Annotated in this window: 23 protein-coding genes, 1 tRNA gene and 1 other RNA gene; 19 read left to right on the forward strand and 6 right to left on the reverse strand. The window is 60.7% G+C overall.

Annotated elements, in window-relative coordinates; translation table 11 throughout:
• The first annotated feature begins 344 nt into the window (after positions 1-344).
• The 19 genes from M1617_06945 to M1617_07035 all read left to right on the forward strand — a co-directional run bounded on the left by M1617_06945 (position 345) and on the right by M1617_07035 (position 19,375).
• Positions 345-959 carry a cation transporter gene (locus M1617_06945; GenBank protein ID MCL5888007.1) on the forward strand — a complete coding sequence of 205 codons (615 nt, stop codon included), beginning with the start codon at positions 345-347 and terminating at the stop codon, positions 957-959.
• Between the two features lie 80 nt (positions 960-1,039).
• Positions 1,040-1,115, forward strand: a tRNA-Phe gene (locus M1617_06950).
• 35 nt (positions 1,116-1,150) lie between these two features.
• Positions 1,151-1,250, forward strand: an RNA gene (gene ffs, locus M1617_06955) — signal recognition particle sRNA small type.
• Positions 1,251-1,291: 41 nt separating this feature from the next.
• Positions 1,292-3,151, forward strand: coding sequence for a DNA polymerase III subunit gamma/tau (gene dnaX / locus M1617_06960; GenBank protein ID MCL5888008.1), 1,860 nt, complete (start codon positions 1,292-1,294; stop codon positions 3,149-3,151).
• 2 nt (positions 3,152-3,153) lie between these two features.
• Positions 3,154-3,468 (forward strand): YbaB/EbfC family nucleoid-associated protein, encoded by a 315-nt coding sequence (locus tag M1617_06965; protein ID MCL5888009.1) that lies wholly within the window; start codon positions 3,154-3,156, stop codon positions 3,466-3,468.
• Between the two features lie 2 nt (positions 3,469-3,470).
• Positions 3,471-4,067, forward strand: a complete 597-nt coding sequence (gene recR / locus M1617_06970; GenBank protein MCL5888010.1) for a recombination mediator RecR — start codon at positions 3,471-3,473, stop codon at positions 4,065-4,067.
• 135 nt (positions 4,068-4,202) lie between these two features.
• Positions 4,203-6,758 carry an HD domain-containing protein gene (locus M1617_06975; protein ID MCL5888011.1) on the forward strand — a complete coding sequence of 852 codons (2,556 nt, stop codon included), beginning with the start codon at positions 4,203-4,205 and terminating at the stop codon, positions 6,756-6,758.
• 110 nt (positions 6,759-6,868) lie between these two features.
• Positions 6,869-8,128, forward strand: a complete 1,260-nt coding sequence (locus M1617_06980) for an aspartate kinase (protein MCL5888012.1) — start codon at positions 6,869-6,871, stop codon at positions 8,126-8,128.
• 1 nt (position 8,129) lies between these two features.
• On the forward strand, positions 8,130-9,152 hold the full coding sequence (locus M1617_06985; protein ID MCL5888013.1) for an aspartate-semialdehyde dehydrogenase: 1,023 nt from the start codon (positions 8,130-8,132) through the stop codon (positions 9,150-9,152).
• A gap of 66 nt (positions 9,153-9,218) precedes the next feature.
• A complete protein-coding gene (locus M1617_06990; GenBank protein ID MCL5888014.1) occupies positions 9,219-9,899 on the forward strand; it encodes a response regulator transcription factor in 681 nt (226 codons plus the stop codon).
• 4 nt (positions 9,900-9,903) lie between these two features.
• Positions 9,904-11,367: a HAMP domain-containing histidine kinase gene (locus M1617_06995; protein ID MCL5888015.1), complete on the forward strand. Its 1,464-nt coding sequence runs from the start codon at positions 9,904-9,906 to the stop codon at positions 11,365-11,367.
• 74 nt (positions 11,368-11,441) lie between these two features.
• On the forward strand, positions 11,442-11,990 hold the full coding sequence (locus M1617_07000) for a QueT transporter family protein (GenBank protein MCL5888016.1): 549 nt from the start codon (positions 11,442-11,444) through the stop codon (positions 11,988-11,990).
• Positions 11,991-11,997: 7 nt separating this feature from the next.
• Positions 11,998-13,854 (forward strand): diguanylate cyclase, encoded by a 1,857-nt coding sequence (locus M1617_07005; protein ID MCL5888017.1) that lies wholly within the window; start codon positions 11,998-12,000, stop codon positions 13,852-13,854.
• 119 nt (positions 13,855-13,973) lie between these two features.
• Positions 13,974-14,516, forward strand: coding sequence for a DsbA family protein (locus tag M1617_07010; GenBank protein MCL5888018.1), 543 nt, complete (start codon positions 13,974-13,976; stop codon positions 14,514-14,516).
• Positions 14,517-14,618: 102 nt separating this feature from the next.
• Positions 14,619-15,848 (forward strand): hypothetical protein, encoded by a 1,230-nt coding sequence (locus tag M1617_07015; protein ID MCL5888019.1) that lies wholly within the window; start codon positions 14,619-14,621, stop codon positions 15,846-15,848.
• Between the two features lie 2 nt (positions 15,849-15,850).
• Positions 15,851-16,621: a sulfite exporter TauE/SafE family protein gene (locus tag M1617_07020; GenBank protein MCL5888020.1), complete on the forward strand. Its 771-nt coding sequence runs from the start codon at positions 15,851-15,853 to the stop codon at positions 16,619-16,621.
• Positions 16,618-17,352, forward strand: coding sequence for a GNAT family N-acetyltransferase (locus M1617_07025; GenBank protein MCL5888021.1), 735 nt, complete (start codon positions 16,618-16,620; stop codon positions 17,350-17,352). Before M1617_07020 ends, M1617_07025 begins: the two co-directional genes overlap by 4 nt.
• Positions 17,340-18,668: a histidine kinase gene (locus M1617_07030; GenBank protein ID MCL5888022.1), complete on the forward strand. Its 1,329-nt coding sequence runs from the start codon at positions 17,340-17,342 to the stop codon at positions 18,666-18,668. Before M1617_07025 ends, M1617_07030 begins: the two co-directional genes overlap by 13 nt.
• Positions 18,665-19,375 (forward strand): LytTR family DNA-binding domain-containing protein, encoded by a 711-nt coding sequence (locus M1617_07035; protein MCL5888023.1) that lies wholly within the window; start codon positions 18,665-18,667, stop codon positions 19,373-19,375. The genes M1617_07030 and M1617_07035 overlap by 4 nt, the downstream gene beginning before the upstream one ends.
• A 7-nt stretch (positions 19,376-19,382) precedes the next feature.
• On the opposite strand, the gene M1617_07040 is transcribed toward M1617_07035, so the two are convergent.
• From M1617_07040 to hypF, 6 genes are read right to left on the reverse strand one after another with little or no spacing between them, the layout of a single operon-like run.
• Positions 19,383-21,029, reverse strand: a complete 1,647-nt coding sequence (locus tag M1617_07040; GenBank protein MCL5888024.1) for a glucose-6-phosphate isomerase — start codon at positions 21,027-21,029, stop codon at positions 19,383-19,385.
• Positions 21,026-22,018 carry an EamA family transporter gene (locus M1617_07045; protein MCL5888025.1) on the reverse strand — a complete coding sequence of 331 codons (993 nt, stop codon included), beginning with the start codon at positions 22,016-22,018 and terminating at the stop codon, positions 21,026-21,028. The genes M1617_07040 and M1617_07045 overlap by 4 nt, the downstream gene beginning before the upstream one ends.
• Before the next feature lie 43 nt (positions 22,019-22,061).
• Positions 22,062-23,072 carry a hydrogenase expression/formation protein HypE gene (hypE, locus tag M1617_07050; protein ID MCL5888026.1) on the reverse strand — a complete coding sequence of 337 codons (1,011 nt, stop codon included), beginning with the start codon at positions 23,070-23,072 and terminating at the stop codon, positions 22,062-22,064.
• Positions 23,073-23,115: 43 nt separating this feature from the next.
• A complete protein-coding gene (gene hypD, locus M1617_07055; GenBank protein MCL5888027.1) occupies positions 23,116-24,231 on the reverse strand; it encodes a hydrogenase formation protein HypD in 1,116 nt (371 codons plus the stop codon).
• A 2-nt stretch (positions 24,232-24,233) separates the two neighbouring features.
• Entirely contained in the window at positions 24,234-24,488 is a 255-nt protein-coding gene (locus M1617_07060) for a HypC/HybG/HupF family hydrogenase formation chaperone (protein MCL5888028.1), read from the reverse strand.
• 50 nt (positions 24,489-24,538) lie between these two features.
• On the reverse strand, positions 24,539-26,905 hold the full coding sequence (gene hypF, locus M1617_07065) for a carbamoyltransferase HypF (protein ID MCL5888029.1): 2,367 nt from the start codon (positions 26,903-26,905) through the stop codon (positions 24,539-24,541).
• Positions 26,906-26,917 lie beyond the last annotated feature (12 nt).

Genomic DNA, 26,917 nt, shown 5'->3' on the forward strand with positions numbered 1-26,917 from the left:
GGCCATCACTCGGGCAGTGACGCCTTCGTTGACGCCGACGAACCGGAATGATTCGCCTTCGGCGGTGGGGCTTATCGATGTGACCACGCATTCGGTGGCGATGGGGCAATCGGCTAGTGACACGGTAGCTCCTCTCGGCGGAACGGCTTGTGGTGCTTAGCATACACTAAGAGGATATACGAGCGCAAGCTAAGACGCGCCCACACTTTTGCGTCGCCCCGAGGGCTATCCAGTGAGCAACGGCAATGGTACGATGGGCTTGGTGCTCGCTGCGGGTTTCATTGGGGCACAGATGGTGCGGGAAACACAGAGGACTTCTCAGTACGCATCGAGAGGAGCGGGTTATGGGAGAGTGCTGTGACAAAGGTTCCGAGCTTGAGAAATTACGGGAGCGACAGAGCGGAACGCTGAAGATCGTTCTCGCAATCAATGCGGTGATGTTCCTCGTGATCGTCGCGGCTGCACTCTACGCTGGATCTTCGGCGCTGTTGGCGGACAGCCTGGATAATCTCGGTGACGCCTTGACGTACGGTCTCAGTCTTTGGGCGGTCGGTCTCGGTCTTCGCATAAAGGCTCGTATCGCCTACTTCAAAGGACTTCTGATCCTCCTGGCGGCACTCGCTGTACTGGGCCAGATCGTGTACAGGCTTGCGGACCCCACCGTCCCGTTGTTCGAGGTGATGGGAATCTTCAGTCTGATCGCACTGACAGCTAACGGTGCATGCCTCGCGTTGTTGTGGCGCCACAAGACTGAGGATATCAACATGAGCTCGGTCTGGGAGTGTTCCCGCAACGACATCGTTGCAAACATCTCGGTTTTCGTTGCTGCTGCAGGTGTATGGGCGACGGAATCACGATGGCCGGATCTGCTTGTTGCTTCTTTCCTGGTCATCTTCCTTCTGCGATCCGCCATCCGGGTTCTGGTATCAGCACATGCAGAACTTCGAAGGCACACCTGACATCGTCGCACACCCAGATCGCGAGTCGCTTCCTTGACCCCGGTCCCCGTATGCGGCTACTATAGTCCGGCGTCGGACGGGGCCAGGTAGCTCAGTTGGTAGAGCAGCGGACTGAAAATCCGCGTGTCGGCGGTTCAAGTCCGCCTCTGGCCACCATCACCCTCCCGATCAACCATCACGCCGATGCCTTCGGGCGGGTCCCGGACGGTGGCAAGCTGTGAACCTGGTCAGATCCGGAAGGAAGCAGCCATAAGCGGCCTCTGCTGGGTGTCCGGGATCCACCCGAGGGCATTGAGATCGTGCCTCGTGTCACATCCGAGGGGTATACTGTGATGGCCATTTCGTCGATCCCTGAAAGGCCTCAAGTGACCCACCAGTCCTACTACCGCACGTATCGCCCGCAGGGCTTCGGTGATGTCGTCGGGCAGCAGCACGTGGTTCGCACGCTGACCAACGCACTCGCCGAGGAAGCCGTCGCGCACGCATACCTGTTCACTGGCCCCAGAGGCACCGGCAAGACCACGGTCGCCCGCATCCTGGCCAAAGCTCTCAACTGTCCCACGGGTCTCTCGGCAGATGGCGGCGCGACCTGCCAGGATTGCAGCGATATCGCCGAAGGCCGGCACCCGGATGTCTACGAGCTCGATGCCGCGTCGCGTACGCAGGTGGACAACGTGCGCGAGGAGATCATCGGTCGACTGGCCTACGCGCCGATCCGGGGCACGTGGAAGGTCTACATCATCGACGAAGTCCACATGCTCTCGAACCACTCGTTCAATGCGCTGCTCAAGACGCTGGAGGAGCCGCCTCGGCATACGGTGTTCGTGCTGTGCACGACGCACCCGCACAAGGTGCCCGATACCATCCACTCGCGCTGCCAGAGGCTGGACTTCCACCGGATCGGCGTGGAGGATATCGTCGGTCGCTTGGAGCACATCTGCGCCAAGGAGGGGATCACCGTCGCGGAAGGCTCGCTGATGCTGATCGCCCGGCATGCGGCCGGTGGGATGCGCGACGCGATTACTACCCTCGAGCAGCTCTCGGCGTTCACCAGCAAGAGCATCACGCTCGAAGACGTGGAGAAGCTGCTGGGCGAGGTCGATGTGGCGCTGCTCTTCGAGCTCGCGGACATCGTCACGCACCGCGATATCGTCGCGGCGTTCCGATTCGTCGCGCGCATCGCCGAGGCAGGCGTGGACATGACCGAATTCGTCCGCGACTTCACAGCTCACGTGCGCGACCTGTATGTGACTTCCGTGGCCGGCGACGCTTCCGGCATAGTCGACACCACCACCGACCAGCTCGCACGCCTGACGACGCAAGCCCGCGGATTGGGCTCCACGCGCCTTGTCAGGATACTCGACCTTCTCGGCGTGTTGGCCGGGGAGATCAGGTGGTCGAGCAATCCGCGCCTCACGCTCGAAGTCTCGCTGACGCGCATGGCCAGCCCCGATGGCGACCTGACGCTCGAGGCACTCGCCGAGCGGGTGGAGGCCCTGGAGACCGGCTCGATCGCGACACGCGCACCCGCCGCGCCCGCACCTGCTCCGCCGTCCGCTCCCCCCGCCGCCGCTGAAAAGCCCGCCGCCGCAACCCCCGCAGCAGTCGCCTCTAGCCCCGCCCCCGCTCCGCCTGTCACCCCCGTGGCTCCGGTCGACAGGGCGCACGTGAAGCGCGCTTGGCCTGCAGTTGTGGCCGAGATCAAGCGCTTGAAGCCTTCCCGGTCGCAGATCTTCGCCAACACCGAGGTCGACATGGATCCGGATGGTAAGACGATCGTCATCGAATTCCCCGCCGACGGCAGATACACCATGGATATGGCCGGCAATCCCGATACACGCCAACTGTTGCTCGCGGCACTCGGGAAAGTCTTCGGAAGCGTCCCGCCACTGCGATACCAGCTGGGTCGCGGACCGGTAAGGCCAGCTGCGGAGCCCGTGAAGCCTTCGAAGGCCGAAGTCGCGCCGGCCAAGGCCGAAGTCCAGACTACCGCCTCGCCTTCGGCCAAGACGGAACTCTCGTCGCCTGCACCGCCACCCCGGGCAGAGGCCCCACCGTCGGCGCCAAACCCAGAGGTAACCTCAAGCTCGGAGAATGTCATTGAGTCCGAGGTAGAGCAGATGTTGATGGCCCAACTGGGCGCTCAGATGATAGCGGAGCACCCACACCCCGAAGAGAAGGAAGAAGGATAGCGATGAAACCGAACATGGGTAACATGCTCAAGCAGGCGCAGAAGATGCAGCAGGATATGGCCCGCGTCCAAGCGGAGCTCGCCGAGGAATCGGTGGAAGCCTCGGTGGGAGGCGGCATGGTGAAGGTCGTGATGACCGGCGACCTCAGCCTAAAGGGAATCACCATCGATCCCGCGGCGATGGATCCCGATGACGTGACCATGCTAGAGGACATGATAGTCGCTGCGGTCGGCGAGGCTACTCGGCAGGCCCAGGAGCTTGCCAGCCGCAGGATGTCCGAAGTCACCGGGGGCTTGAATATTCCGGGCCTGATGTAGGCATGAAGTACGCCGACACGATCGCCCGACTCATCACTGAGCTGGAGCGACTTCCGGGCGTCGGGCCCAAGTCCGCCCAGAGAATCGCCTACCACGTGCTCCGCGCAAACCAAGGCGACATCGAAGATCTGGCGAAGGCTCTAGTGGACGTGAAGCACAACATCAGATTGTGCTCCAGGTGCTTCAATTTCGCCGAAGGCGAACTGTGTGGAGTGTGCATGGATGCCGGTCGCGACTCAACTTTGATCTGTGTCGTCGAGGAGCCTCGGGATGTGATGGCGATAGAGCGCACCGGCGAGATCCGTGGTACATACCACGTGCTCCATGGTGCGATCTCCCCCGTTGACGGTGTGGGTCCAGAGAATCTTCGGATCAAGGGATTGCTCGATCGAATCTCAAACGGTGACGTCGCAGAGATACTGCTCGCAACGAACCCTAACGTCGAGGGGGAGACGACAGCTCTCTACCTGGCTCGGATACTAGCGCCTCTCGATGTCAGGGTGACTCGGATTGCTTTAGGGCTTCCGGTGGGCGGCGACCTTGAGTATGCGGACGAATTGACGCTCGGTAGGGCCCTTGAGGCACGCCGGGAAATGTAGGGTCCTTGTCAAGCATCGCATCGTTGATTCCGATAGAATCGATGGGAGCAGGGACCTAGCGTGGGTATAGTGTTTGTGGCATCGCGTATGCTGGGACGGCATAGGTAAGTTCGATTGCACACCGATGGTGGTTCGATGGCTTTTCCGAACTTCGGCAGAAAACTGCATTCACAGATCGTGTGGCCTCTGGTAACAGCCGCCATCATCGCTGGGATCATGGTCACGGTGATGGCCGTATATTCGGTTTCGAGCGTGACCGATCGCTGGGTTGACCAGGTCGCCGAATACCGAATGCTCGATACCGTGGAGGGTTTTGCTACCCATGTGAAACACATGGAGTACTCCCTTGACCTGCTTTCCACCAATGATGAGCTGATAGCAGCGATAGCAGATGGCGATGAAGAGCGGACAACCGAGATCCTCGAGGCACTGGCTGTCACAGTTCACTGCGACTACTTGGAGTTATGGAGCGGTGCTGGCGATAAGTTGGCGTCAAGCCAAGTCGGCGCCACGGGGCTCCGATCTATCGATGAAGGAGCATCGCTAGATCGGCATACGATCGATACCGAACCCGCATTCAGGACTGCGGGGGACGGCCGAATGATTGTGACAGCAAGCCGTCCAATTATCACCGGCGGATACTCCTACGAACTACGTCTGGTTCACGTGCTTGACTCCGAGATCCTCAAGCAGATCGCAGGCGGTACCGGTGAGTCCACAGCAGTATACGATGACCGTTTGAGGCCCGTGGCCTATTTCGTAGACGATGCCTCGCTGGTCGGACTCGACGAATCCCGTGCTATCGAGCAAGCGTTCTTGCAGCGTGATCCGGCGATCCTGGAGGCCATCGAGAACGTTTCTGCAGACCCGGGTCACGAGACCCTGAGGACCCCGTATGGAGTCTATAGCGTTACTGCGGCGAACATCTCCATGAAAGACGCGGCTCATGCGATACCGGGAGCCCATCTAGTCACCGTCACAAGCTTGGCATTGAGTGAGGAGACCCGCAACGTGACGGTGGCTTTGGTCGCACTCTGGGCAGCCATAGCCCTGGTAGCGATCACCGCCTTGGGCTATTGGATGGACGGCAGAGTATCGACGCCTTTGAAGAAGCTGACAAGTGGAGCGAAAAGGATCGCTGAAGGCGACTTCAGCACTCGAATCGAGACCGAAGGATCGATTGAGATCGAGGAGCTAGCGGCGTCGTTCAATGACATGACGGACTCTCTTCGTGAGCGCACCGAATCCTTGACCAAGCGGATGCTGGAAATCGCCCTTCTCTATGAGATGAGCAAATCGCTGGGCTCCACCTTGAACATGTCCACCCTGCTGGACTACGTCCTCGATTCGTCCCTACAGGTGTTCCGCGCCGATCTCGGGTACATTGCGCTAGTCGATAGGCAGACCGGCCAACTGGAGCTCAAGGCATGGCGTGGAGGCGACAGAGAACCTCCGGGAACAGAAGCCCTGAGGTCGTCCTTGTCGGACTGGGTGGTGCGTGAAGGTCGTCCTTTGATTTTCAACCCCACTGACACCCGCTTGGCGGACCGACATGAAACCTTGACCGGCGCTTTGGCAGCCATGTGCGTTCCCCTCATCTCCTCAGAGGGAACCTTTGGGGCCATCACAATCGGGTTCTCGAGTCAGGACTCTCGGTTCTCTGGCGATGATGTTCGGTTGATGTCAACAATTGCCAATCATGCGAACATCGCCATCGGCAATATCGAGTTGGTCGAAACGCTGGAGGACTCCTATCTCTCCACGGTGCGCTCACTTGCAGCGGCGGTTGATGCGAAGGACCCGTACACTAAAGGTCACTCGGATCGAGTGGCTCAGTATGCGACAAAGATCGCGCAACACATGACGTTCTCGCGGGATCAGCAATTGGCACTTGAGATCGCCGCTTACCTGCACGACATCGGCAAGATTGGTATCAGGGAGCATATTCTGTCCAAGCCGGGGATCTTGTCCGAAGGGGAGATGGCCGAGATGCGGCATCATCCGCTGATCGGCGCGAACATACTCAAGCCGGTCGGGTTCCCGTGGTCTGTGGCGCCAATCGTGCGCCATCACCATGAGCGATGGGATGGTACCGGCTATCCGGCGGGACTGAAAGGGGACGAGATTCCGTTTCTGGCCAGAGTCCTAAGCGTTGCCGATGCTTTCGAGGCGATGACTGCGGATCGGCCATATAGGGCGGCTCGCGCTTTCGAAGACGCGATACGGGAGCTACAGCGGAGTGCAGGTACTCATTTCGACCCAGATATCGTTGCATCGTTCGTCGAGATGATCGAGTCGGACGGAAGCGAATCAGGCAGCGCCGCAGGAGTCGATGATATCGGCCCTGAAGAAGCGGGTGCGACGTTCATAGTTCTAGCGGAGGGGCTCGTGTCCAGCTTTTCTCGACTTGCGGGACCTCGGATGGCCAGCAGGGCTGAAACCGAGATAAATGCAGCATTTGCGCTCTCGGATCTGCCATTCAGAATCAACAAGGGGCGGCCCTCGATTTTACAGAACGGAGGGGCCTCCCCCAGCCATGAGGACTATCGTTCGGCTCTCCAGGTCATCGACGACATCATGGAGAGGATGTCGGGACCCTCTCTACTCGAGCAGTATCATTCCGAGGCAACCTTGGCCATGTCGCATCGGATGACGAGTGTGGCTCAACAGATGGGCATCATCCGACGCTGATGTGCCGCACATCGTTCGTGCAGTGTTACACTGGGGCAGCACCCATGTAGGTACGTCGACGGTCTTGCGCTGTCTCCTCGGCAGCGGTACTTGAAGATGGAGAGCAGCGGATGGCCCTTGTCGTGATGAAGTTCGGAGGCAGCTCGGTTCAATCACCCGAGCGGATCCTTGCGGTTGCCCGGAGGCTGATCTTGCGCAAGCAGGCGGGGGATCGCGTGGTTGCGGTCGTCTCGGCGATGGGAGATGTGACCGACGAGCTGGTTGCGCTGTCGAAGGAGATTACCGAAGTCCCGCACGAACGCGAGATGGACATGTTGCTTGCCACCGGCGAGCAGGTCACGATCGCGCTGCTTGCGATGGCGATCCATTCGCTGGGACATGAGGCCATCTCGTTCACGGGACCACAGATCGGGATTGTCACCGATTCGGGACATACGAAGGCCAAGATCAAGGAGATTCGCGGCGATCGTATCGGAGATGCGCTGGATGAAGGCCGGATTGTGATCGTGGCCGGGTTCCAGGGCATGACCTCGGACGGACATATCACCACACTGGGGCGCGGAGGCTCGGACACCACTGCGGTAGCGGTCGCAGCCGGCATTGGTGCAGACAGTTGCGAGATATACTCGGACGTGGACGGGATATTCACTGCCGATCCTCGGATCGTCCCAGACGCACGCAAGCTCGATGTGATCTCGTACGAGGAGATGTTGGAGATGTCGGCTTCCGGGGCCCGCGTATTGCAGCTTCGGAGCGTAGAGTTCGCGCGCAATCACGGCGTGGTCATCCATAGCCGTTCGAGTTTCACTGAGTCTGCAGGAACGATCGTGAAGGAGGTCGAGGACCAGATGGAGATGGCGATCATCTCGGGAGTCACACACGACATATCCGAGGCGAAGGTCACGATACGCGCGGTGCCGGATACCCCGGGAGTCGCTGCGACGGTATTCGGAGCACTGGCCGAGGCGGGCGTCAACGTCGACATGATCATCCAGAACGTCTCCGAACAAGGAACGACGGACATCTCTTTCACCGTGCCCAAGGACGATCTGCCTAAGGCGCGCTGTAGCACCGAGCAGATTGCGAACAAGCTCAGTGCACCATCTTGGAACGTCGATGAGTCGATCGCAAAGATCTCGCTGGTGGGTGCTGGGATGAAGACGCACCCGGGCGTGGCGGCTCAGATGTTCGCCGCCCTGGCGGATGCGGAAGTCAACATCGACATGATCTCGACTTCGTCGATCCGGATTTCGTGCGTGATCGCCGAAGACCAGACAGAAATCGCTGTGCGCGCTTTGCACGACTCGTTCGGGCTCGCAAGAGATCAGGTTGCTGCCGAGGCAGGCTCTGTCCACGACAAGGAAGCCTGAAATGATCTGGGACCGCAGGATGCCCGCTTCGCCGGTAGTCGCTGTCGCCGGCGCAACAGGTGCAGTAGGCATCGAGATCCTCGACATTCTGGTCCAGCGAAACTTTCCGGCTACAGAGGTGAGGGCTCTCGCCTCCGCGCGATCGGCAGGGCGCGTTCTGCCATTCGGTGATACGACGCTTACCGTTGGGGAGATGACTCCGGGAAGCTTTGAGGGTGTCGACATCGCGCTCTTCAGCGCTGGAGCTTCGGTCAGCAAGGAGTTTCGGCAGGCGGTGACTGGTGCGGGTGCGGTGATGATTGATAACTCCTCGGCGTTTCGTATGGATGCGGATGTGCCGCTGGTGGTGCCGGAGGTGAACCCCGAGGACATCGCGCTGCACAGCGGGGTGATTGCGAACCCCAACTGTTCGACCATCCAGATGGTCGTGACGCTTGCACCGCTGACCAGATTGGCTCGGATTAAGCGAGTGGTCGTTTCGACCTATCAGGCTGCCAGTGGCGCCGGTCAGGCGGCCATGGACGAGCTCTACGCGCAGACAGGCCAGTTCCTGGGTGGAGCGGACCTCACGGTCTCACAGTTCGCACACAGGATCGCATTCAACTGCATCCCGCAGATAGACGTCTTCCTCGAGGACGGCTCCACGAAGGAAGAGTGGAAGATGGTCGTCGAGACACAGAAGATCATGCACGCACCGCACCTACAAGTGAGCGCGACCTGCGTGAGGGTTCCCGTCCTGAGATGTCACAGCGAGTCCATCAATGTTGAATTCGAGAGTGAGGTTTCGCTGGCCGACGTGCGTAGCGCGCTTGCCGAGGCCCCCGGCGTAACCCTGCTGGATGACCCGGCGAGCCTTGAGTATCCGATGCCGGCGATGCTGATGGGTAGCGACGATGTGTATGTCGGCCGACTGCGCCTCGATGGCTCCGCTCCGAACTCGATTGCGATGTGGGTCGTCGCCGACCAGCTTCGGAAGGGTGCCGCCCTCAATGCCGTGCAGATTGCCGAAGCGCTCTTGCCCTGAATCTTGCTGCCAGCACGGCATCTGGTGATAACATCTCTTTAGAGGCGACGTGGAGGTGCAGCCGAGATGGGCGATGCAAAGGTACTTTTGGTCGAGGACGACTACACGATAGCTGGCTCTGTAGAGCTTGAGCTGAGCCATCAGGGATACTCGGTGGTAAAGGTCTCCGACGGACATGCGGCACTGACAGCCGTCGAAAATGAATCCCCCGACATCGTCATCTTGGACCTCATGATCCCCGGTATCGGCGGACTCGAAGTAGCCAGCAAGATACGTGAGAGCGGCAACGAGGTTCCTATACTAATGCTCACTGCACTTTCGGAAGCCAGCGATCTGGTCACCGGCTTCGATGCTGGAGCAGATGACTATCTTCGAAAGCCGTTCGAGATGAGCGAGCTCCTCTCTAGGGTTCGAGCATTGCTGAAGCGCTCAGAGCACGTCCGCGGATCATCCTTGTTGGAGGCTTCAGGTGTGGCCATGGATCCCGATTCTAGGCGGGCCACGGTGCACGGAGAGCCCCTAGACCTCACCGCGAAAGAGTACGATCTGCTCAGTTATCTAGTCGCAAACGCCGGCAGGGTGATCTCGAGGGACGAGATCATCACGTCGGTCTGGGGAGGGCAACACTCGATGGACAGCAATGTCATCGAGGTGTTCGTCTGCCACCTTCGCAACAAGATCGGGGACCACAACAACACGATCATCCAGACCATCCGAGGCGTCGGTTACTTCTTCGCAAAAGGCTGATGGCGTGCATCGCTTCACACTGAGGGTACGCCTGCTAGCAGTCTCGGTACTGTTCTCGCTCCTTACCCTGGGCGGAATCCTGCTGCTCACCTATACGATCGTTTACGACGGGATGACCCGGGTAGCCGAAACCGGTTTCCAGCAGATGGCTCATGGTCTGACGGGCACCGTAGAATTACATCTCCGCCTCTTCGCCGAGGAAGCCGCTGAGCTTGACCCAAGCGCGGCCTCTCACGCCGAGCTGGCCTTATACCTGGAGCGAGTTCGAATTGGCGAGGCCGTACCAGAAGTGCGGGTCGCCCTGTACGACCAGAACCTTGATCTTGTATGGGAGAACACCGCCACCGAGGTCGAGGGACTCGAGCAGTCCAGGGCGCCGGCCATGAGGGGCAGCTCGATCGAGTTTTTGACCCTAACCGAAGAGGCGCCTCTGCGTGGACTCCTAACGCAGGCGATCCTGCCAGTCTATGTTGCACACGTCCCCATCGAGATGCCAGACGGCTCCCGGGGGGTTCTCGACATCGTTTCTTATTCGACTCGCGAGGAGCAGATCATCGATGCGATCAGGCCGCCGATGTCGGTCTTGGCACTGGTGTCGATCATCACCATGATCCTGATAATGCAGTACAGCATGGCGTGGGTGCTGCGGCTCGTCAAGAATCTGCGCATTGCTGCCGACGCTATCGATACCGGCAAGCTGGATGTGCGCCTCCCTGAAGAGGGGGATCATGAGATAACCGCGCTGGCTCGCTCCCTGAACTCGTTGTTAGACAGGTTGCAGAGGAAATCGGAGGCTCAGTCGCGTTTCATCGCAGATGCCTCGCACGAACTCGCGACGCCTGTCGCTGGGATCAGGGGCTACACCAGCATCCTCAGAGAGTGGGGCCACAGCGATCCGGATGTGCAGGCCGAAGCGATAGCTGCCATAGATAGGGAGTCCGGCAGGATGGCTCGCCTATCGAAGGATCTTCTCGCCCTCGTGCGTGACGAAAGGACCTTGCGCATCAGTAACGTGCGCTTTGATCTGAACGCCAGATGTAGGGAGATACTAGCTGCTGCGGCCACGAGATATATGTCCAAGGGACTGGAGTTTGTTGGCCCCGATGAAGGTCGGTTGATGATGGTTGGGGATCCTGATCGTATCGAAGACGCCATCTCCATCTTGCTCGACAACGCCGCCAAGTACACGCAGAAGGGCACAGTTAGCCTGCAGACAAGGTGCAAGCGTGGGGCCATCGTGATAGAGGTGTCAGACACTGGCATCGGCATATCTGAAGAGGATATCCCAAGCATATTCGAGCGATTCTACCGAACCGATATCTCGCGTTCCCAGGGATCGGGCGGCTTTGGCCTGGGTCTTCCGATTGCAAAGACCATCATCGATGGATTGGGCGGAACAATCGAAGTCAAGAGCACACTCGGGGTTGGGAGCGTCTTCATTCTAAGATTGCCCCGTGGTCGGGTATGATGGGGTCCTGGAAATCGGACACTCGCCGGTTCCCGGATACAATCCCAAAAACCCGAAGAAAGGCTGGCCCGTTGATGCGTTCCCGATTCTTGGCCCAAGCTGGGGTCATCGCTGCTTTGTATGCGGCACTCACCCTCGCGATTCTCAACCTTCCCATGTATTTGGGATGGGGACTCGTTCAGTTCAGGCTTAGCGAGGCTCTGACGGTGCTCGCCCTCTTCACGCCTGCGGCTATTCCTGGCCTGACCATTGGAACCGCTGTTGCCAATGCCTACCTCATCACGCAGGTGGGGCCTATAGCCCTGCTGGATGTAGGATTCGGGTCCCTCGCCACGCTACTGGGGGCCACCTGGGCTTGGAAGATGCGCGGGAAGCCACTTTTGGCTATGCTAGGACCAGTGGTCAGCAATGCGCTGATTGTGCCAGCCTATCTTCCTATACTGTTGGCCGGCATGGGGCTTTACACAGTTCCTGTGCTCGGCTTGGATTTGGAAGGGAGCTGGCTGGGGATGTATCTACTAGGAGTCGCCTCGGTTGGGATTGGACAGGCGGTAGTGGTGTATGGCCTAGGCTGGCCACTCTACTCCACATTGAGGCGCACAGGTTTGATCGACAAGGGATGAGCGTGCGGTGAGATCAGTTAGAGCAGGGTTCTGGATGCCTGGACCTGCGGATGCCGAACTTCAATTTGAGGTAGGCAGCCCGCAAGTCCGGACGCCGGACGCCTTCCTCTTCGCCAAATCTGTCGGTAGCTGTGAACACTGTTTTGGCTGCGTTAGGGCGTGTCCCGCCGATGCAATCAGTGTCGCAGAGGGCGGTGCTCGAGTCATCGAAGAGCGCTGCGTAAAGTGTGGGATGTGCGTTCAGGGGTGTCCCCGGGGCAGGTTCACTGTAAGGGACGATCTGCCGAAGGTCCGCGATCTTCTTGGTAGTGGGAACAAGGTCGTCATAGTGTTGGCCACGGAATACCTTGCGGCGCTGCATCCGCGCTCGGCAATCGAAGTTGAGCAGGCGCTGCTCAACCTTGGGTTCTACAGTGTTGAGAGCACTTTGCTGGGCGAGGAGCTGGTGGCAGCAGAGTATGAGAAGACCCACTCGCGACAAACAGGAGCTTTTCTTCTACGGTCGACGTGTCCGGTGGCGGTCGATTGGATCCGCAAGTTCCACCCTGGCATGAGCAAGGCGCTAGCTCCCATATTGCCGCCGTACATTGCGCAGGCCCATCTCGTTCGAGCGATGTACGACGAAGACCTAGCGGTTGTCTATGCCTCGCCATGCTACGCGCGGAAAGACGAGATATTCGACCCGGCTTTCGGAGACGTTGTGGACGTGGCGATCGACTTCACCGAACTGGAGTGCTTGTTGGCGGAGAATTCCTCTTTGGTGCAGAGCAAATCGACTGCGAGTTCGCCAGGGCGAAGACCGATGCCGACCAAAGAGATCTCGTTGACCGATGGGTTCCCGAGAAAGACGCTGCAGGAGCACTGTCAGATGGACGAGCAGGTCGTGACTGTCCGGGGCCTAAATGAGCTGGACGCCTTATTGTCAGCGATGGCAAGAGGGGAGACTGCCCCAACAATCGTCGACATGCTGAACTGCGAGAGCTGCATCGACGGACCTGCGGTGAACCCTCGACTATCAGGATTCGCGAAGAGAAATCTCATCGCCACCGAACGCGAGAAGAACGCCGCTCCCGGCTTGAGCACGCGCGAGATTCTGAAACATTTGCCTTCGGTGGATTTGCGCAGATCCTTCCGGCCGATTCCAGTCTTTGAGCGCGCGGTCCCGCAGGCTCAGATCGAGGAAGAGCTGCGAAGGGGTGGATTCGCCTCAATCGCCGAGGTGATTGATTGTGGAGCCTGCGGCTTCACTAAGTGCGCGGATCACGCCGCCGCGGTCATACGCTCCCATTCGAAGTGGGAGAGGTGCCTGCCTCAGGAGAAGACTCGGCAAGCTGAATCGATCGAAAGGCTGGAGCGGGATTCGTTGATCGACGGACCCACCGGTGCGTGGAACCGCCGTGCATTCGATACGCGGCTGGACGAGGAGATTGCGCGGGCACAGCGGTACGGAGCTGCTCTGTCGCTGTTGATGATCGCGATCGACGACTTCGAGCGCTTCGGAGACCCAGATATGCCTTCGACTGCTGATTCGGCGCTCAAGGCCGTTGCCGACGAACTCCTCGGCGAAGTCAGACAATCCGACTATCTCGCAAGAATCGCTGGAGGAGAGTTCGCCATCATTCTCCCCTCGACCGGCAAGACTGCAGCGTTCGCTGTCGCCGAGAAGCTGAGAACCTTGATAGCAGCTGCGTCAGCAGAATCTGGCGGCGGAACGCGTTCGGAGCCTCCGGCCTCCATCTGTGTGGGCGTAGCGGCGCTTTCTGAAAACACTGGTCAAGCCGACCAGCTGTTCAAGGCGGCGAAGGGCGCCCTGCTAGACGCAAGGCGATCCGGAAGAGATAGGGTGAAGCTGGCCCCAGGATAGGGATCGGTGGGATTGCGACCATGAAGCCTCGTCTGCTGGTTTTCTTCGACTACACCTGACCGTTCTGCTTCGTCGACCGGTTCAGGTTCGACAGGCTGAAGCGCGAATCCGACCTCGAAATGGTGAGGTGCCCCTTCGAGCTGCGTCCACAGATGCCCGTCGGGAAACACGCCCCGGACACCGCCGAGACAAGCACCGAGCACTCCCAACGAGTTGTGGAGTACATCCTGCGGCAAGCTGCTGGGGAGGGTGCGAAGATGGTGATGCCTGAGTTCACCCCAAGCACTCACCTGGCTATGGCCCTGAGCGAGATCGGCAGGGATGGCGGGGAGGAACTTCACGCGGAGCTACACGCAGCAATCTTCTCGGCGTATTTCGAGCATGCGCTGGATATCGGCAGCCGAGAGGTGCTTCTCGACATCGGCAAGCGCCATGGACTTCGGGAGCGCGAGGTCAAGAGAGCGTGGGATGACGGCGAGTACGACGCTAGGCTGAGCCGATTTCGGAAGTTTGCGTTAGACTTGGGGGTCGATTCGACGCCGGCGGCACTGATTTGCAATGAACTTCTGATCGGCGTCCGCCCCTATCGAGTCCTGGAAGAGGCCGTACAGCGCTGCCTGACTCGCCCGGGATCACCGGGCGAAGATCGCCCGGATGCCTGACTGCATCCTCGGTAGGCGGTATCATGACATGAAGAGTTCCATCGATTAACCGAATAGAAATCGAACCATCCCGACGAACCAGGAGTGCCTGTGGAACCCTGCGTGATAATACCGACGTTCTGGACTCGCCGAAGAGCGCGGATATCTGAGAATCCTTTGACAGTCTACGATCATCCTACTCCCATCGACTCCGACGGGACCTTGCCCGACTGCCTGCGATCCCTAGAGGGAGTCGAGGGCCTCGGCCGAGTCGTGCTTATCGTTGCAGCAACCGACCCCGGCATCGAGCATGCTGCCGAGGACAAGGTACGGCAGATTTTGGAGGACTTCCCCTCGATTGATGCGCTGGTCTTCGGCCCAGCTGAACTTGGGTCACTGCATCGGCGCCTCGAACAGCTCGAATTCGCCGACATGATCGATGGAGTGAGCCTGGTCGGCTACGGCGCGGTGCGCAATGTCGGCCTGATGGCGGCTGCGGTTCTCGGCTATGAGAGTGTTGTCTTCCTCGATGACGACCAGATCATCACAGACTCCAACTTCCTGAAAGTAGCAATGGAAGGACTGGGCGATAAAATGCCCGATGGCAAGCCTGTGCTTGCCAAGACTGGGTACTACACGGATGCAGATGGGCGCTATCAGCGTCAGACCCTGCCGCACTGGTCTGACATATTCTGGCGTCAGGAGGATGCCGTCAATCAGGCTCTTTCGAAGGTCGATGCACCGCCGAGGATTCAGCCGAGCTCAATCGCTTTCGGCGGCTGCCTGGCACTGCACAAGAACATGTTCTGCAACGTCAGCTTCGATCCTTGGGTCATGCGTGGCGAGGATATCGACTATGTTATCAACGCTAGGATGCATGGCGGCGATGTCTTCCTCGATGGAGAGTGGCATGTCATCCATCAACCCCCTCAGCCAGCGAATCCGGCAGTGCACTTCCGCCAAGACGTCTATCGCTTCATCTACGAGCACCGCAAGCTGGAGTTCGCTAAGTCTCAGGTCGACCTTCGGCAGGTCACACCTGAATCGATGATGCCGTATCCGGGTCCCTTCCTTGACTCTTTTGTTCCGCTTAGGGCGATGGCGACCGCTGTTTTGCGCGGTCTGTCGCAGCGAGGTGGCGGTCAGTACCTCAAGGTCGCCCGAGTGGCTCTCAAGGACGCGTCCCGTTACTCGCTCGAGCACTGCCAGCACTACTTCGACTTCCAACGACGCTGGCCCATGCTGATGGATAGGATTTGGGACGATATCGCTCTTAGGCCACTGTTCACCGGTGAGCGTCAGATCGACCGAACAGCGATAACGGGGCGCTTCCCCGTCATTCGGAGCGACTGAACGTGCTCGAGCCGATCCTGGCAGCTGTGTCAGGGTTTGTAGCCGGTGTGTTTTCCGGGGCTTTTGGGGTCGGTGGCGGCATGATCACAACACCAGCTGCACGGCTGGTGCTCGGATATCCAGGACTTGTGGCGGTTGGCACATCGCTACTCGTGGTGATACTCACTGCTGCAGTGGCACTTTGGGCGCATCTGCGAAGGGGCCAAGTCGACCTCTCTGTCGTACCCACGATCGTCGGCTGGGGGATGTTGGCCGCTATCGCCGGAGCCGGTCTGGGTACAGTGCTAGGGCACAGTGTTGTATTGCTGCTCGTTGCGGGGCTTCTTGTGGTGACCTCGGCGAGCTTCCTGCGTAAGCCTGTGGATCCACATGTCACTTCAGGGCCTGCCGAGGGAGGGGTGCGGGGCGTGTGGCCGCTGCGACTCACAGGAGTGTTCGCAGGGCTACTCTCGGGCCTGCTCGGGATAGGGGGAGGGATAGTCATCGTACCGATTCTGGTAAGGCATTTTGGCTACCCTATAAAGCGAGCGATAGGCACAAGTCTGGCCGGAGTGATCGGTTTGGCGATGCCTGGGGCGGTAGCTCATCATCTGCTGGGAAACGTGGATGTGTCGCTGGCACTTGGATTGGCTATAGGGTCGGTACCGGGCGCTTTGATGGGGGCATGGCTCACTTCGGTGGCCGCCGATCAGACAGTGCGGGCTGGGTTCGGGGTGTTCCTCGCATTTGCGGGGACCTGGCTTGCATATAGTGAGCTGGCAGCGCTCCTGTGAACTGGGCAATTCATTGGGACGAGGCGCCGGGCGAGGTCGATGAGCGGCGGGATGTGGTCGTCGGGCGATGGAGGGAGGCCCTGGACATCCTTGCGATTCGCACTTTACGGGTCCGGGATGCCGAGGTCCCCGCAGTTCTAGAAGCAGTCCGAGAGTCAGCGGACTCGCACGGCCTTCGTCAGCTTCTGAGCCCGATGGTCGACTCCGCTCGTGCCACCGTCTACGAGGCTGCAGGGATGTGTTTGCACGAGGAGCTTGTGGTCGTACGCATTGAGCTGCGGCATCTTCGGCGAAGGGCATCCGGCACTTCGGCAGAGTGTGCTTTGCGGATTGCGTGCAGTGGAGATATTCAAGCGATCTACGACCTGGATTCGAACTGCTTCGACCCGTTCTGGGCATACGATCGCCGCTACTTGGAGGCGCTGGCATCGAGCGGCAGGCTCACGGTGGCGACTGATGGGCCCCGAGTCATCGGTTATACTCACACAGAGGTTATCCGGGGCTGTGCGACCCTTGGACGGATTGCGGTGGCGCCTGAGTTCAGGGGTCAGGGCTTCGGGTCATCTCTGCTGGCGGAGGCGGGACGTACCCTGGCGGGAACAGGTGCTCGCAGCATGAGCCTGTGTGCCCGGATCGACGACCACGTATCGAGGTCGCTGTACGCACGGCACGGCGGAATCGAGCTCGAAGAGACGCTCTCACTGATGATCGGCCCCACATGCAAAGAGTGAGTAAGTTCAAAGCATTGATGATGTCGCGGCGCACCCTGGTCACTGACATGTTGCTCCTGTTCGGTGTGACGGTTCTTGCGATTGTGGCGGCATGGGGATTCATCGCGATCGATCAACCGCGATGGATGATGGCGTTGGCTCTGGGTGGCCTTTCGGCGGTTGCGCTGGGCAGTGTGGTAATGAGGTTCATCCTGCGACCGGATCATCTCAGGGCACGACAATCGCATCTCATCTTGGAGATCGCGAACCAAAGTCTGGCGCACCTTCGGAAGGGGCTTACCGAACAGAGCGCCCAGGCTGTCTGTCAGATAACGCTGGAACACACTGAGGCGGCTGCGGTTGCAATCACCGACACCGAGCGGGTGCTCGGCTTCGCAGGGGTCGGCGAAGACCATCACCTCGTGGGCGGCCTGATACTCACCGAGGCTACCCATCAAGCGTTGGATACACGAGAGCATGCTGTAATTCCGCTGAGGGAGGATATCGGATGCCCCGACTACAATTGCGCCCTGCGGGCAGCCATCATTGTGCCGCTTGAGATGCGAGGGCAGGCTTGCGGGACCCTGAAGTTCTACTACACTGCGCCTCATCTCCTGAACGAGACGCAGCTGGCTATGGCCGAGGGCCTTGCGCGCCTGCTATCCACGCAACTCGAGCTTTCGGAACTGGAGCGCCAGACAGAACTGGCGTATCGCATGGAACTCAAAGCCCTCCAGGCGCAGATCAACCCACATTTTCTGTTCAACACGATCAACACAATCGCCTCGTTGATACGAACGGATCCACCCCACGCACGGGAGCTGCTACGGGAGTTCGCGCACTTCTACAGGCGTACCCTTGAGACCAGCGAGGAACCGGTCGCGCTTCAATCGGAACTCGAGTATGTCCGCACCTACCTTCACTTCGAACGAGCAAGGTTCGGGGAGCGAATCGTGGTAGCGGAGGACATAGACCCGCGGGTCTTGCACTTCCCCGTACCCGCGTTTATCGTTCAACCTGTAGTCGAAAACTGCATCCAACACGGAATGCGAGCCGAGGCGGCGCTTCACATCCAAGTCGTGGCGAGCATCGAGGACGACGTCCTGACCCTCTCGGTGATAGACGACGGGATCGGAATCTCCGAAGACAGACTGCCGCACATCTTGGAACCGGGCATCGGCGTAGGGATGGGCATCGCCCTGACAAACGTCCACGACAGATTGAAGGGTCACTTCGGACCAGGTTCTGGGCTCAAAGTCGAAAGCGTGGAAGGCGTTGGGACGACGGTCAAGCTGATCATTCGCGGCGTGGATCTTGAGACGAAAGGCCTACAGTGACACTGAAAGCTCTGGTTGTTGACGACGAGGCACCCGCCCGTTCGGAGCTTCGATATCTGTTGGACGAGGCCGGGGGGGTAGAGGTCGTCGGCGAGGCGTCCAATGCCTCGGAGGCATCTCAGCTCATCAGGGCAATCGCTTACGATGTCGTCTTTCTCGACATCGACATGCCTGGAGTCTCTGGGATCGAGCTGGCAGAGATTCTCGCCCAACTCGAGCGTCCGCCGGCGGTGATCTTTGTGACGGCACACAGCGAGCATGCCGTGAAGGCTTTCGAGGTGGCTGCGACCGACTATCTTATGAAGCCCGTGGATCTCTCGCGCCTCAAGCAGGCTCTCGCTCGTCTGGTTCCTGCCGAGATAGCTCCGGTGAAGGTGGAGCGGATCTCTGTTGAGAAAGCGGGGAAGAAGCTGCTGCTGCAGGTAGAGGACGTCTACTACGTCATGGCCAAGGACGACTACGCGTACTTGCACACAGATGCCGAGCGGTACCTCTCGACCAACTCGCTTGCTCAGCTCGAACGGAAGCTTGATGCCAGCGGATTCTTCCGAGTGCATCGCAGGTATCTCGTGAACCTGGGGCAGGTCAAGGAAGTGGTACCGATGTACGGCGGCACCCTTCTGCTGACGCTATCGGACCGCGCTGGAACCCAGGTGCCGGTGTCGCGCCGCAGAGTCCCTGCGCTGAAGAGGGCTCTAGGTTTGTAGCTACAATTCAGCCGAGGGCTGCTTCGATTGCTAACGCGAGACGCGCGATAGTCGGTTTTCGGGTGTCAGGCAAATCGAGGCGCATCACTCGTCGGTTATGGGCACCTAGGGCCATGAAATCACCCTCTGCTTGGGCGCGATACAGTTCGCCCAGCGTGTAAGGGCTTCCAGGTACAGGGATCCGCGTCTTATCCCGCGCGGTGATCACCAGGAAGGCGCCGTTGTCGGGTCCACCCTTGTGGAGCTGCCCGGTGGAGTGCAGGTAGCGGGGGCCAAACTGCAGGATGGATGGGATCGTGGTCGTTGCGGTCACCTTGCGAAGCGCGGCTCTCAGCGGTTCGACCAGTGCGTCGTCGTAGGGAAGGTACACCAGCACCGCTAAGTAATCCCCCGGACGGCGAGTGGCGGCAAGCGGGGCGAGAGCGGACGTCAGGTCCGCTGGTGGATTGGCCCCCTCGAAGACTCCGGCGTATGCGGGCCAAACTCCGTCGATGTCGACGACGGCAGGAGGAGGGGATGCTTTGCCTTCGAGCACCTCCAGGGTCGCTTGCTTGGCTTCGGAGACGTTGGGCTCGTCGAACGGGTCGATTCCCATCAAGAAGCCGAGCAAGCCGGTGGCGTACTTCCAGCGCACGAACTCTGCACCTAGGGCGAGCCGGTCGTCGATAGTCACTTCGAAGACGGGATGCCCGGCTCCTTGGAGGGCGGCAGTCAGCTCGGCTAGTGCAGGGTCGTTCGCATCGCGCATGATGAATACCGCGCGGTCTGAGCCCAACCCGGCAAGATCGTCTGCAGGATCGGCGATGACGGGCACGACCCCGATTCCGCTCTTACCGGTTGACTCGGCGACAAGCTGCTCGACCCACAGGCCGAAGGATTCGAGCCCGGGCGATGCGATGAACGTCAGCTTGTCGCGGCCGTCAGTGTGGTTGTCCGCGATCCAGGCGGCTAGTTTAGCGGCTGGATTCTCCTCGGCGGGTTTGGCGCACTCGACTTCCATGGCGCGCGCCACCTTGAGCAGCGCCTTCAGGTCGACACCGAGCAGGCCGGCGGGGGTCAGGCCGAAAAGGCTCAGCGCCGAGTAGCGCCCACCCACGTTGGCTGGTGCGTTGATAGCCATGCGCATGAACTCCTTGGTGCGCAGGGCCTGCATTGGGCTGTCAGGATCGGTGATGACAACGAAGCGCTTGCCTGCGGCTGGCCCCTCCATATGTTCGTTCATCCACGCCCGGAAGACTCGGTAGAGCGAGAGGGGCTCGATGGTGGCCCCTGACTTACTCGAGAGCAGGAACCACGTGTTCGCAGGGGTGAGTTCGGCCATCAGCTTCGCCACAGTCTGAGGATCCACTGTGTCGAGGACGTGGAGCTTCAGGCCCTCGACCTGAGTGCCGAACACACGCTCGAACACGAGTGCCGCAAGGGACGATCCCCCCATACCCAAAAGGACTACGTCGGTCGCACCCTCCTCAGTGATGGCGCGCTTGAGAGTCTCAACGAGAGGCGCTCGAAGGTCGCCTCTTTCGGCGAGGTCGGTCCACCCAAGCCGGTTCGATATCGACTTGCGTTTCTCGAAGTCCGGGGCGAACAAGGACGCGTCGCGCCTAACGAGCCTGCTGACGGCATCCGCTTCGATCAGTCGCTGTATCGCAATCATGCGTCTCCTCCGTCTGGGGGCTTGGAGTGCGGCTTATATGAGGTATTTTCCCGAATCGGATCGGTTTCTTCGGGCTGGTCCAGTAAGAGCGGGGGGCCTTCAACAGTGGCTTCCGAGCGCATCTTCGCAACCATGATGCCTCCGACCACGATCGCCAGCCCTCCGAGCGCCACCCAAACAGTCAGGCCCTCTCCGAGGAAGGCGGCGGCGAAGACGACCGCACTCAGCGGCTCCGCGTAGGTGATGATCGCAGCATGGTCGGGTCGGACCTTCCGAAGACCGGACAGGAAGAGCAGGCCGGTCAGTGCGGTATGCACGACGCCCAGGACTAGCAGCGCTCCCCACTCGATCGGGGCCGAAGGGCCATCGAGGAGGAACACGGCGGGCAGCAAGAGTATGGTGGCGGCAACGTATTGGCCCAGCATGTAGGTAGTCACCGGAATGCCTTTGAGCAGGCGTTTCGTGTTCAGAATCAGTGCGGCGTAGGTGATCGCCGAAGCAAAAGCCATCCCAGCTCCAAGCATCTGGGTTCCGCCTGCGATCTCCAGACCTTTCGGGGCGATGATGATGGTCGTGCCTGTTAGCCCGATGAGAAGAGGCACGATCACGCGCCGGTCGAACGCTTCTCGCATGACAAACGGAGTCAGAGCAGCTACGAATATCGGTCCGCAGTAGGCCAAAAGGACGGCCACCGCAACATCCACCAGCTGCAACGCGCCCATGAACAGAATCCAGTTAAGTGCGAGCAGGGAGCCCATGGCCGCGACGGCGGTTTGCTTGCGGCGCGAGAGTGCGAAGAAAGCGAACAATCGCTTGGCTCCGGCTGAGACCGCTGCAATCGCCACAGCGGCGAAAAGTATCCGCCAAAACACGATGACCGCGGGATGTGCGTCGATCGCTCGGGCGAATACGCCGATCGATCCCCAAATGGTTGCGGCCAACGCTATGCGGTTGATGCCGGAAAGGCTCAGGTTCGCGACTGAAGTCATTCCTGGAAGTGTACTAGAAACGCAGACCCGATTGTGTGAATGATCAGCAGATCCGGGGCAGCTGCTCGCCGACTAGCATGTCCATGATGCGCGTCGACCCGAATCGGGTGTTCACATAGACCTTGCCTGGAGCACTCTCTTCGACAACGCCGATGATGGCCGCATCCTCGCCGTAGGGGGATCGCTTCATGGCTTCGAGCGCCGCTTCGGCCTGCTCGGCAGGTACGACTGCGATCATCTTGCCCTCGTTGGCTACCTGGTAGACGTCGTATCCGAGCATCTCGCAAGCGCCCTGCACCTGCGCGCGGACGGGTACAGCGGCTTCCTCCACCACGATCGAGACTTCCGAGGCTACCGCAATCTCGTTCAGCGCGCTCGCTAGGCCGCCCCTGGTGGGATCGCGGAAGCACCGGGCGGCCGGAGCCGCTTCGATGACGTTGGCCACGAGGTGGTTGAGTGGCGCGGCGTCGGTGCGGATGTCGGTCGAGAAAGCGAGCCCTTCGCGCTGCGAGACGACAGCGATCCCGTGGTCCCCGAGGGTTCCTGAGAGGAGCACCTTGTCGCCGGGCTTGCAGTTGGCGGCTCTGCGCTCAGCGTCATCGGCGAGGACTCCCACGCCAGTCGTGTTGATGTAGACCCCGTCCCCGTGACCGTGCTCGACGACCTTGGTGTCACCGGTGACGATGCGTACGCCTGCCTCGGCAGCCGCCTCGCTCATCGAGACCAACACCCGCTTGAGATCGGCGATGGGAAGCCCCTCCTCGAGGATGAATCCGACGGAGAGGTAGAGTGGCACGGCCCCGGATGTGGCAACGTCGTTGACGGTCCCGCACACGGCCAGCCTGCCGATATCGCCGCCCGGAAAGAAGATCGGGCTCACCACGTAGGTGTCGGTCGACATGGCGATCCTCGACCCGGTCACGGCAAGAGAGGCCGCGTCATCCATGCGGCTGAGCTCGGGGTCGGCGAACTGCTCGACAAAAAGCTCCTCGATGAGCGCGCGCATCAACGTCCCGCCGCTCCCGTGCGCCAGCACGATCTTGTCTGAAAGCATCGATCCTCCTAGGGGTCCTGATCCAGATGGCTCGCGCGTCCGTCTACTCCGCCGAGGCGGGCGTAGTCGTCTGCTTGCCGTAGTCGGTGTAGCGGTAGTAGGCGGCGCATGAACCTTCCGAGGAGACCATGCACGGCCCCACCGGATGCTCAGGCACACAAGCCCGTCCGAAGTGCTTGCACTCGAATGGCAACGTGATCCCGCGTAGCACCTCTCCGCACTGGCAGCCCGGAGTGCTGCGCTCCTCAGGCGGCGTGACCTCAAGGCGCCGCATGGCGTCGAAGTCAGCGAACTCGGGGCGGATCGCCAGGCCGGTGGCGGGTATCACGCCGATGCCACGCCACTCGGAGTCCGCCGGTTCGAACACGCGCTCCATCATGGCAATCGCCGACGGGTTGCCATCCGGCGGAACCGCGCGCGTGTAGGCCGTTTCGATCTCGGCGCGCCCCTCGGCGACCTGCTTGGCGAGCATGTAGATGCCTTGCAGCACATCGAGCGGCTCGAATCCGGTGATCACGCTGGGCACCCCGAATTCCTCGGCGAGGAAGCGGTATGGCTGCACGCCGATGATCGTGGAGACGTGGCCTGGCAGGATGAGTCCGCGAACGGCCACCTGCGGGTCGTTCACAAGCGCTCGCAGCGCCTCGGGCACGGTCTTGTGCGCCGAGAAGACCGCGAAGTTCGCGATCCCGCTCTCCTGCGCGCGGACGATGGCGGCCGCGATCAGCGGGACGGTGGTCTCGAAGCCAACGCCGATGAACACGACGAGCTTGTCGGGGTTACTCTCTGCGATCTGCAGGGCGTCAAGGGGCGAGTAGACGATGCGGACATCGCGGCCGTCGGCCTTCTCGGCAGAGAGCGAGGAGTAGGAACCCGGGACCTTCATCATGTCGCCGAAGGTGGCGACGATCACGTCGGTCTGGCGGGCGTACTCGACGGCGATGTCGATGTCACGGTTGGGGGTCACGCAGACAGGGCATCCGGGTCCAGACATCAGCGTGATGGACTCGGGCATCACTGCCCGCAGCCCGAACTTGGCGATGGCGACGGTGTGGGTTCCGCAGACTTCCATGAACTTGACCGGGCCTGTGGGGACGGCGCGAATTGCCTCGATTAGCCCGCGGGCGATCTGTGGGTCGCGGAATGTGTTGAGATCCATGCTCAGGCCTCCTCTTTGAGAGGCTCCGGTTCATCCATTTCGACGACATTGATGGCCTTGAGGATCTCGAGGGTCTCCTTCGCGTACTCCTCATCGACGACCTGGATCGCGAAACCAGCGTGTACGAGCACCCAATCGCCAACGCTACCTTCGGAAATCAGATCCAGGCTGACATGCCGGGTGACGCCGAGGATGTTGATCTCGGCCATGTTGTGATCACCGATGCTGGTGATCTGCGCGGGAATTGCCAGACACATGCTCCCTTACCTCCTTTGCCGGGATGATCCGCCGTAGCTCACGGGGCTCATCACTGCCTGCTTCTGGTCCAGGCGACGACCGCCTGGCCGAACGACACAGCGCCATCATTGGTGGGCAGCCGCTTGTGGGTGAGCGCCGAGAATCCAGCTTCGCCCAGGTCTCGCAACGCCCCCTCCAGCACTATGCGGTTCATGAACACTCCGCCGGACAAAGCGACGTCTCGTACGCCGGTGAGATCTGCCGCCCGTCTGGCAAGGTCGACTATAACGCAAACCACAGCAGCGTGGAAGCGCGCCGAGATGACCGCAGCTGACACGCCGCGAGCTACGTCATCGAGCACTGCCCGCAGCACGGGCTCGGGATCGACCACGGTGGCTTCCCCATCGCCGAGAAACCCGAATGCGTAAGCACCAGCCTCTGAGCGGTCGGCGCAAGCTTCGAGCTCGATGGCGGCCTCGCCCTCGTATGCGGCGTCGTCACGCACGCCTGCGATGGCGGCGACGGTGTCGAACAGCCGACCCATACTCGATGTGAGCGGAGAGTTGATGCCCTGGTCGACCATCTTGAGCAGCAACTCCTCTTCGCCTTCGCGCAGGCGCTGCCGCAAGGGGCCGGCTCCCGGGTGATCCAGTAGTCCGGTCGCGTGCAGGGTCCCGATCGCCATACGCGCCGGCCTGCGGATTGCAGCCGCGCCTCCGGGCATGGGCACATACGCCAGGTGCGCGAACCGCTCGAACTCGCTCCAGTCGGCCAGCAGAACCTCCCCGCCCCAGATCCGTCCGTCGCTTCCGAAGCCGGTGCCGTCGAATGCGATTCCGGTGACCCGGCTAGAGAGCGCGTGCTCCGCGGTGACTGAGACCACGTGGGCGTGATGGTGTTGGACCCCGACCTTCGGCAGATCGAGCTGCGTTGCGTACTTGGTCGAGAGGTACTCGGGGTGCAGGTCGTGGGAGACAAGCTGCGGCTTCACCCGGAAGAGTTTGCTGTAGAGATCGATCGTCTGCTCGAAGTGCTCAAGGGTCTGGCGGTTCTCCATATCGCCGATGTGCTGCGATACGAAGGCGTGCTCGGCCCTGACTAGCGTGAACGTGTTCTTCTGCTCGGGGCCTACGGCGAGTATGTCGACCTGCGACCGCCCGGGCAACCGCAGGGGATAGGGAGCGTAGCCTCTCGCGCGGCGGACCGGCTCCACGACGTCTGCAACCACGCGGAACACGCTGTCGTCGTAGCGGGAGTGGATGTCGCGGTCGTGTAGCAGGAAGCCGTCGGCGATGCGCGCCAGGCGGCTGAGCGCCTCGGCGTTCCCGGTCGCTATCGGCTCCTCCGACAGGTTGCCCGAAGTCATCACGAGCGGCCTGCGCATTCGCGCCAGGAGCAGGTGATGCAGGGGAGTGTACGGCAGCATCACGCCGATCTCGGGCAGGTCGCCGCTTACCGACGGAGCGAGTCCGCCTTCGCCGTCGTGGCGCCGCATGAGGACGATGGGCCGCGTGGTGCCGGCGAGCAGGGCTTCCTCGGCATCGCTCACCACACACAGCCTACCCGCCGAGGAGAGATCAGGCACCATGACCGCAAGCGGCTTGCCCCAGCGGTGTTTGCGTTCTCGGAGTCGCTTGACCGCCGACTCGTTGCTTGCGTCGCACGCAAGGTGGAATCCGCCCAGCCCCTTGATTGCGATGATGGCGCCCTCTTCGAGCAGGGAGATCACCGCTGTCAGGATGTCGTTGCTGCGCTTTCGCTCGGAGCCGCCGTCACGATGAGGGCGCGGCACCGACTCGACATCCGGCGTCCACTCCCAGGAGCCCGCCTGAGATCGGTTGTCGCCGGCCTCGGGGTTCGTGACGTTGAGGTACAGACGCGGGCCGCAAACGAAGCAAGCGTCAGGCTGAGCGTGGAACCGACGGTCGGCCGGATCGGCGTACTCGGCCGAGCAATCCGGGCACATCCCGAAGACCTTCATGGTCGTCGAGGGACGATCGTACGGCACGTCGTCGATGATCGTGAAGCGAGGACCGCAGTTGGTGCAGTTGATGAACGGGTAACCCGATCGCCTGTCCGCCGGGTCGAACAGCTCGCTCACACACATATCGCACGTCGCAATGTCGGGCGACACGAGCGTAATGGCGTCCGCCACGGCCTGTGACTCCCCGATCGTGAAGCCACCGAAATCCCCGGGTGGCGCATCTTCGGCAGTTATGTCCTCGATCACCGACATCGGTGGAGCTTCTCGCCGAAGCGCTTCGAGGAAGTCTCGCAATGACTCGGGGCTACCTTGGATCAGGCAGTGGACTCCGTCGCTGGAGTTGATGACCCAGCCCACGATCCCAAGTCGGACCGCCAGGTTGTACACGAACGGGCGGAATCCGACGCCTTGGACGATGCCGGTTATGTGGACCTTCAGGGCTTGGGTCTGCATCGGCGGCGCCCT

Source organism: Actinomycetota bacterium, assembly GCA_023488435.1.
Lineage (GTDB): Bacteria > Actinomycetota > Coriobacteriia > Anaerosomatales > UBA912 > UBA912.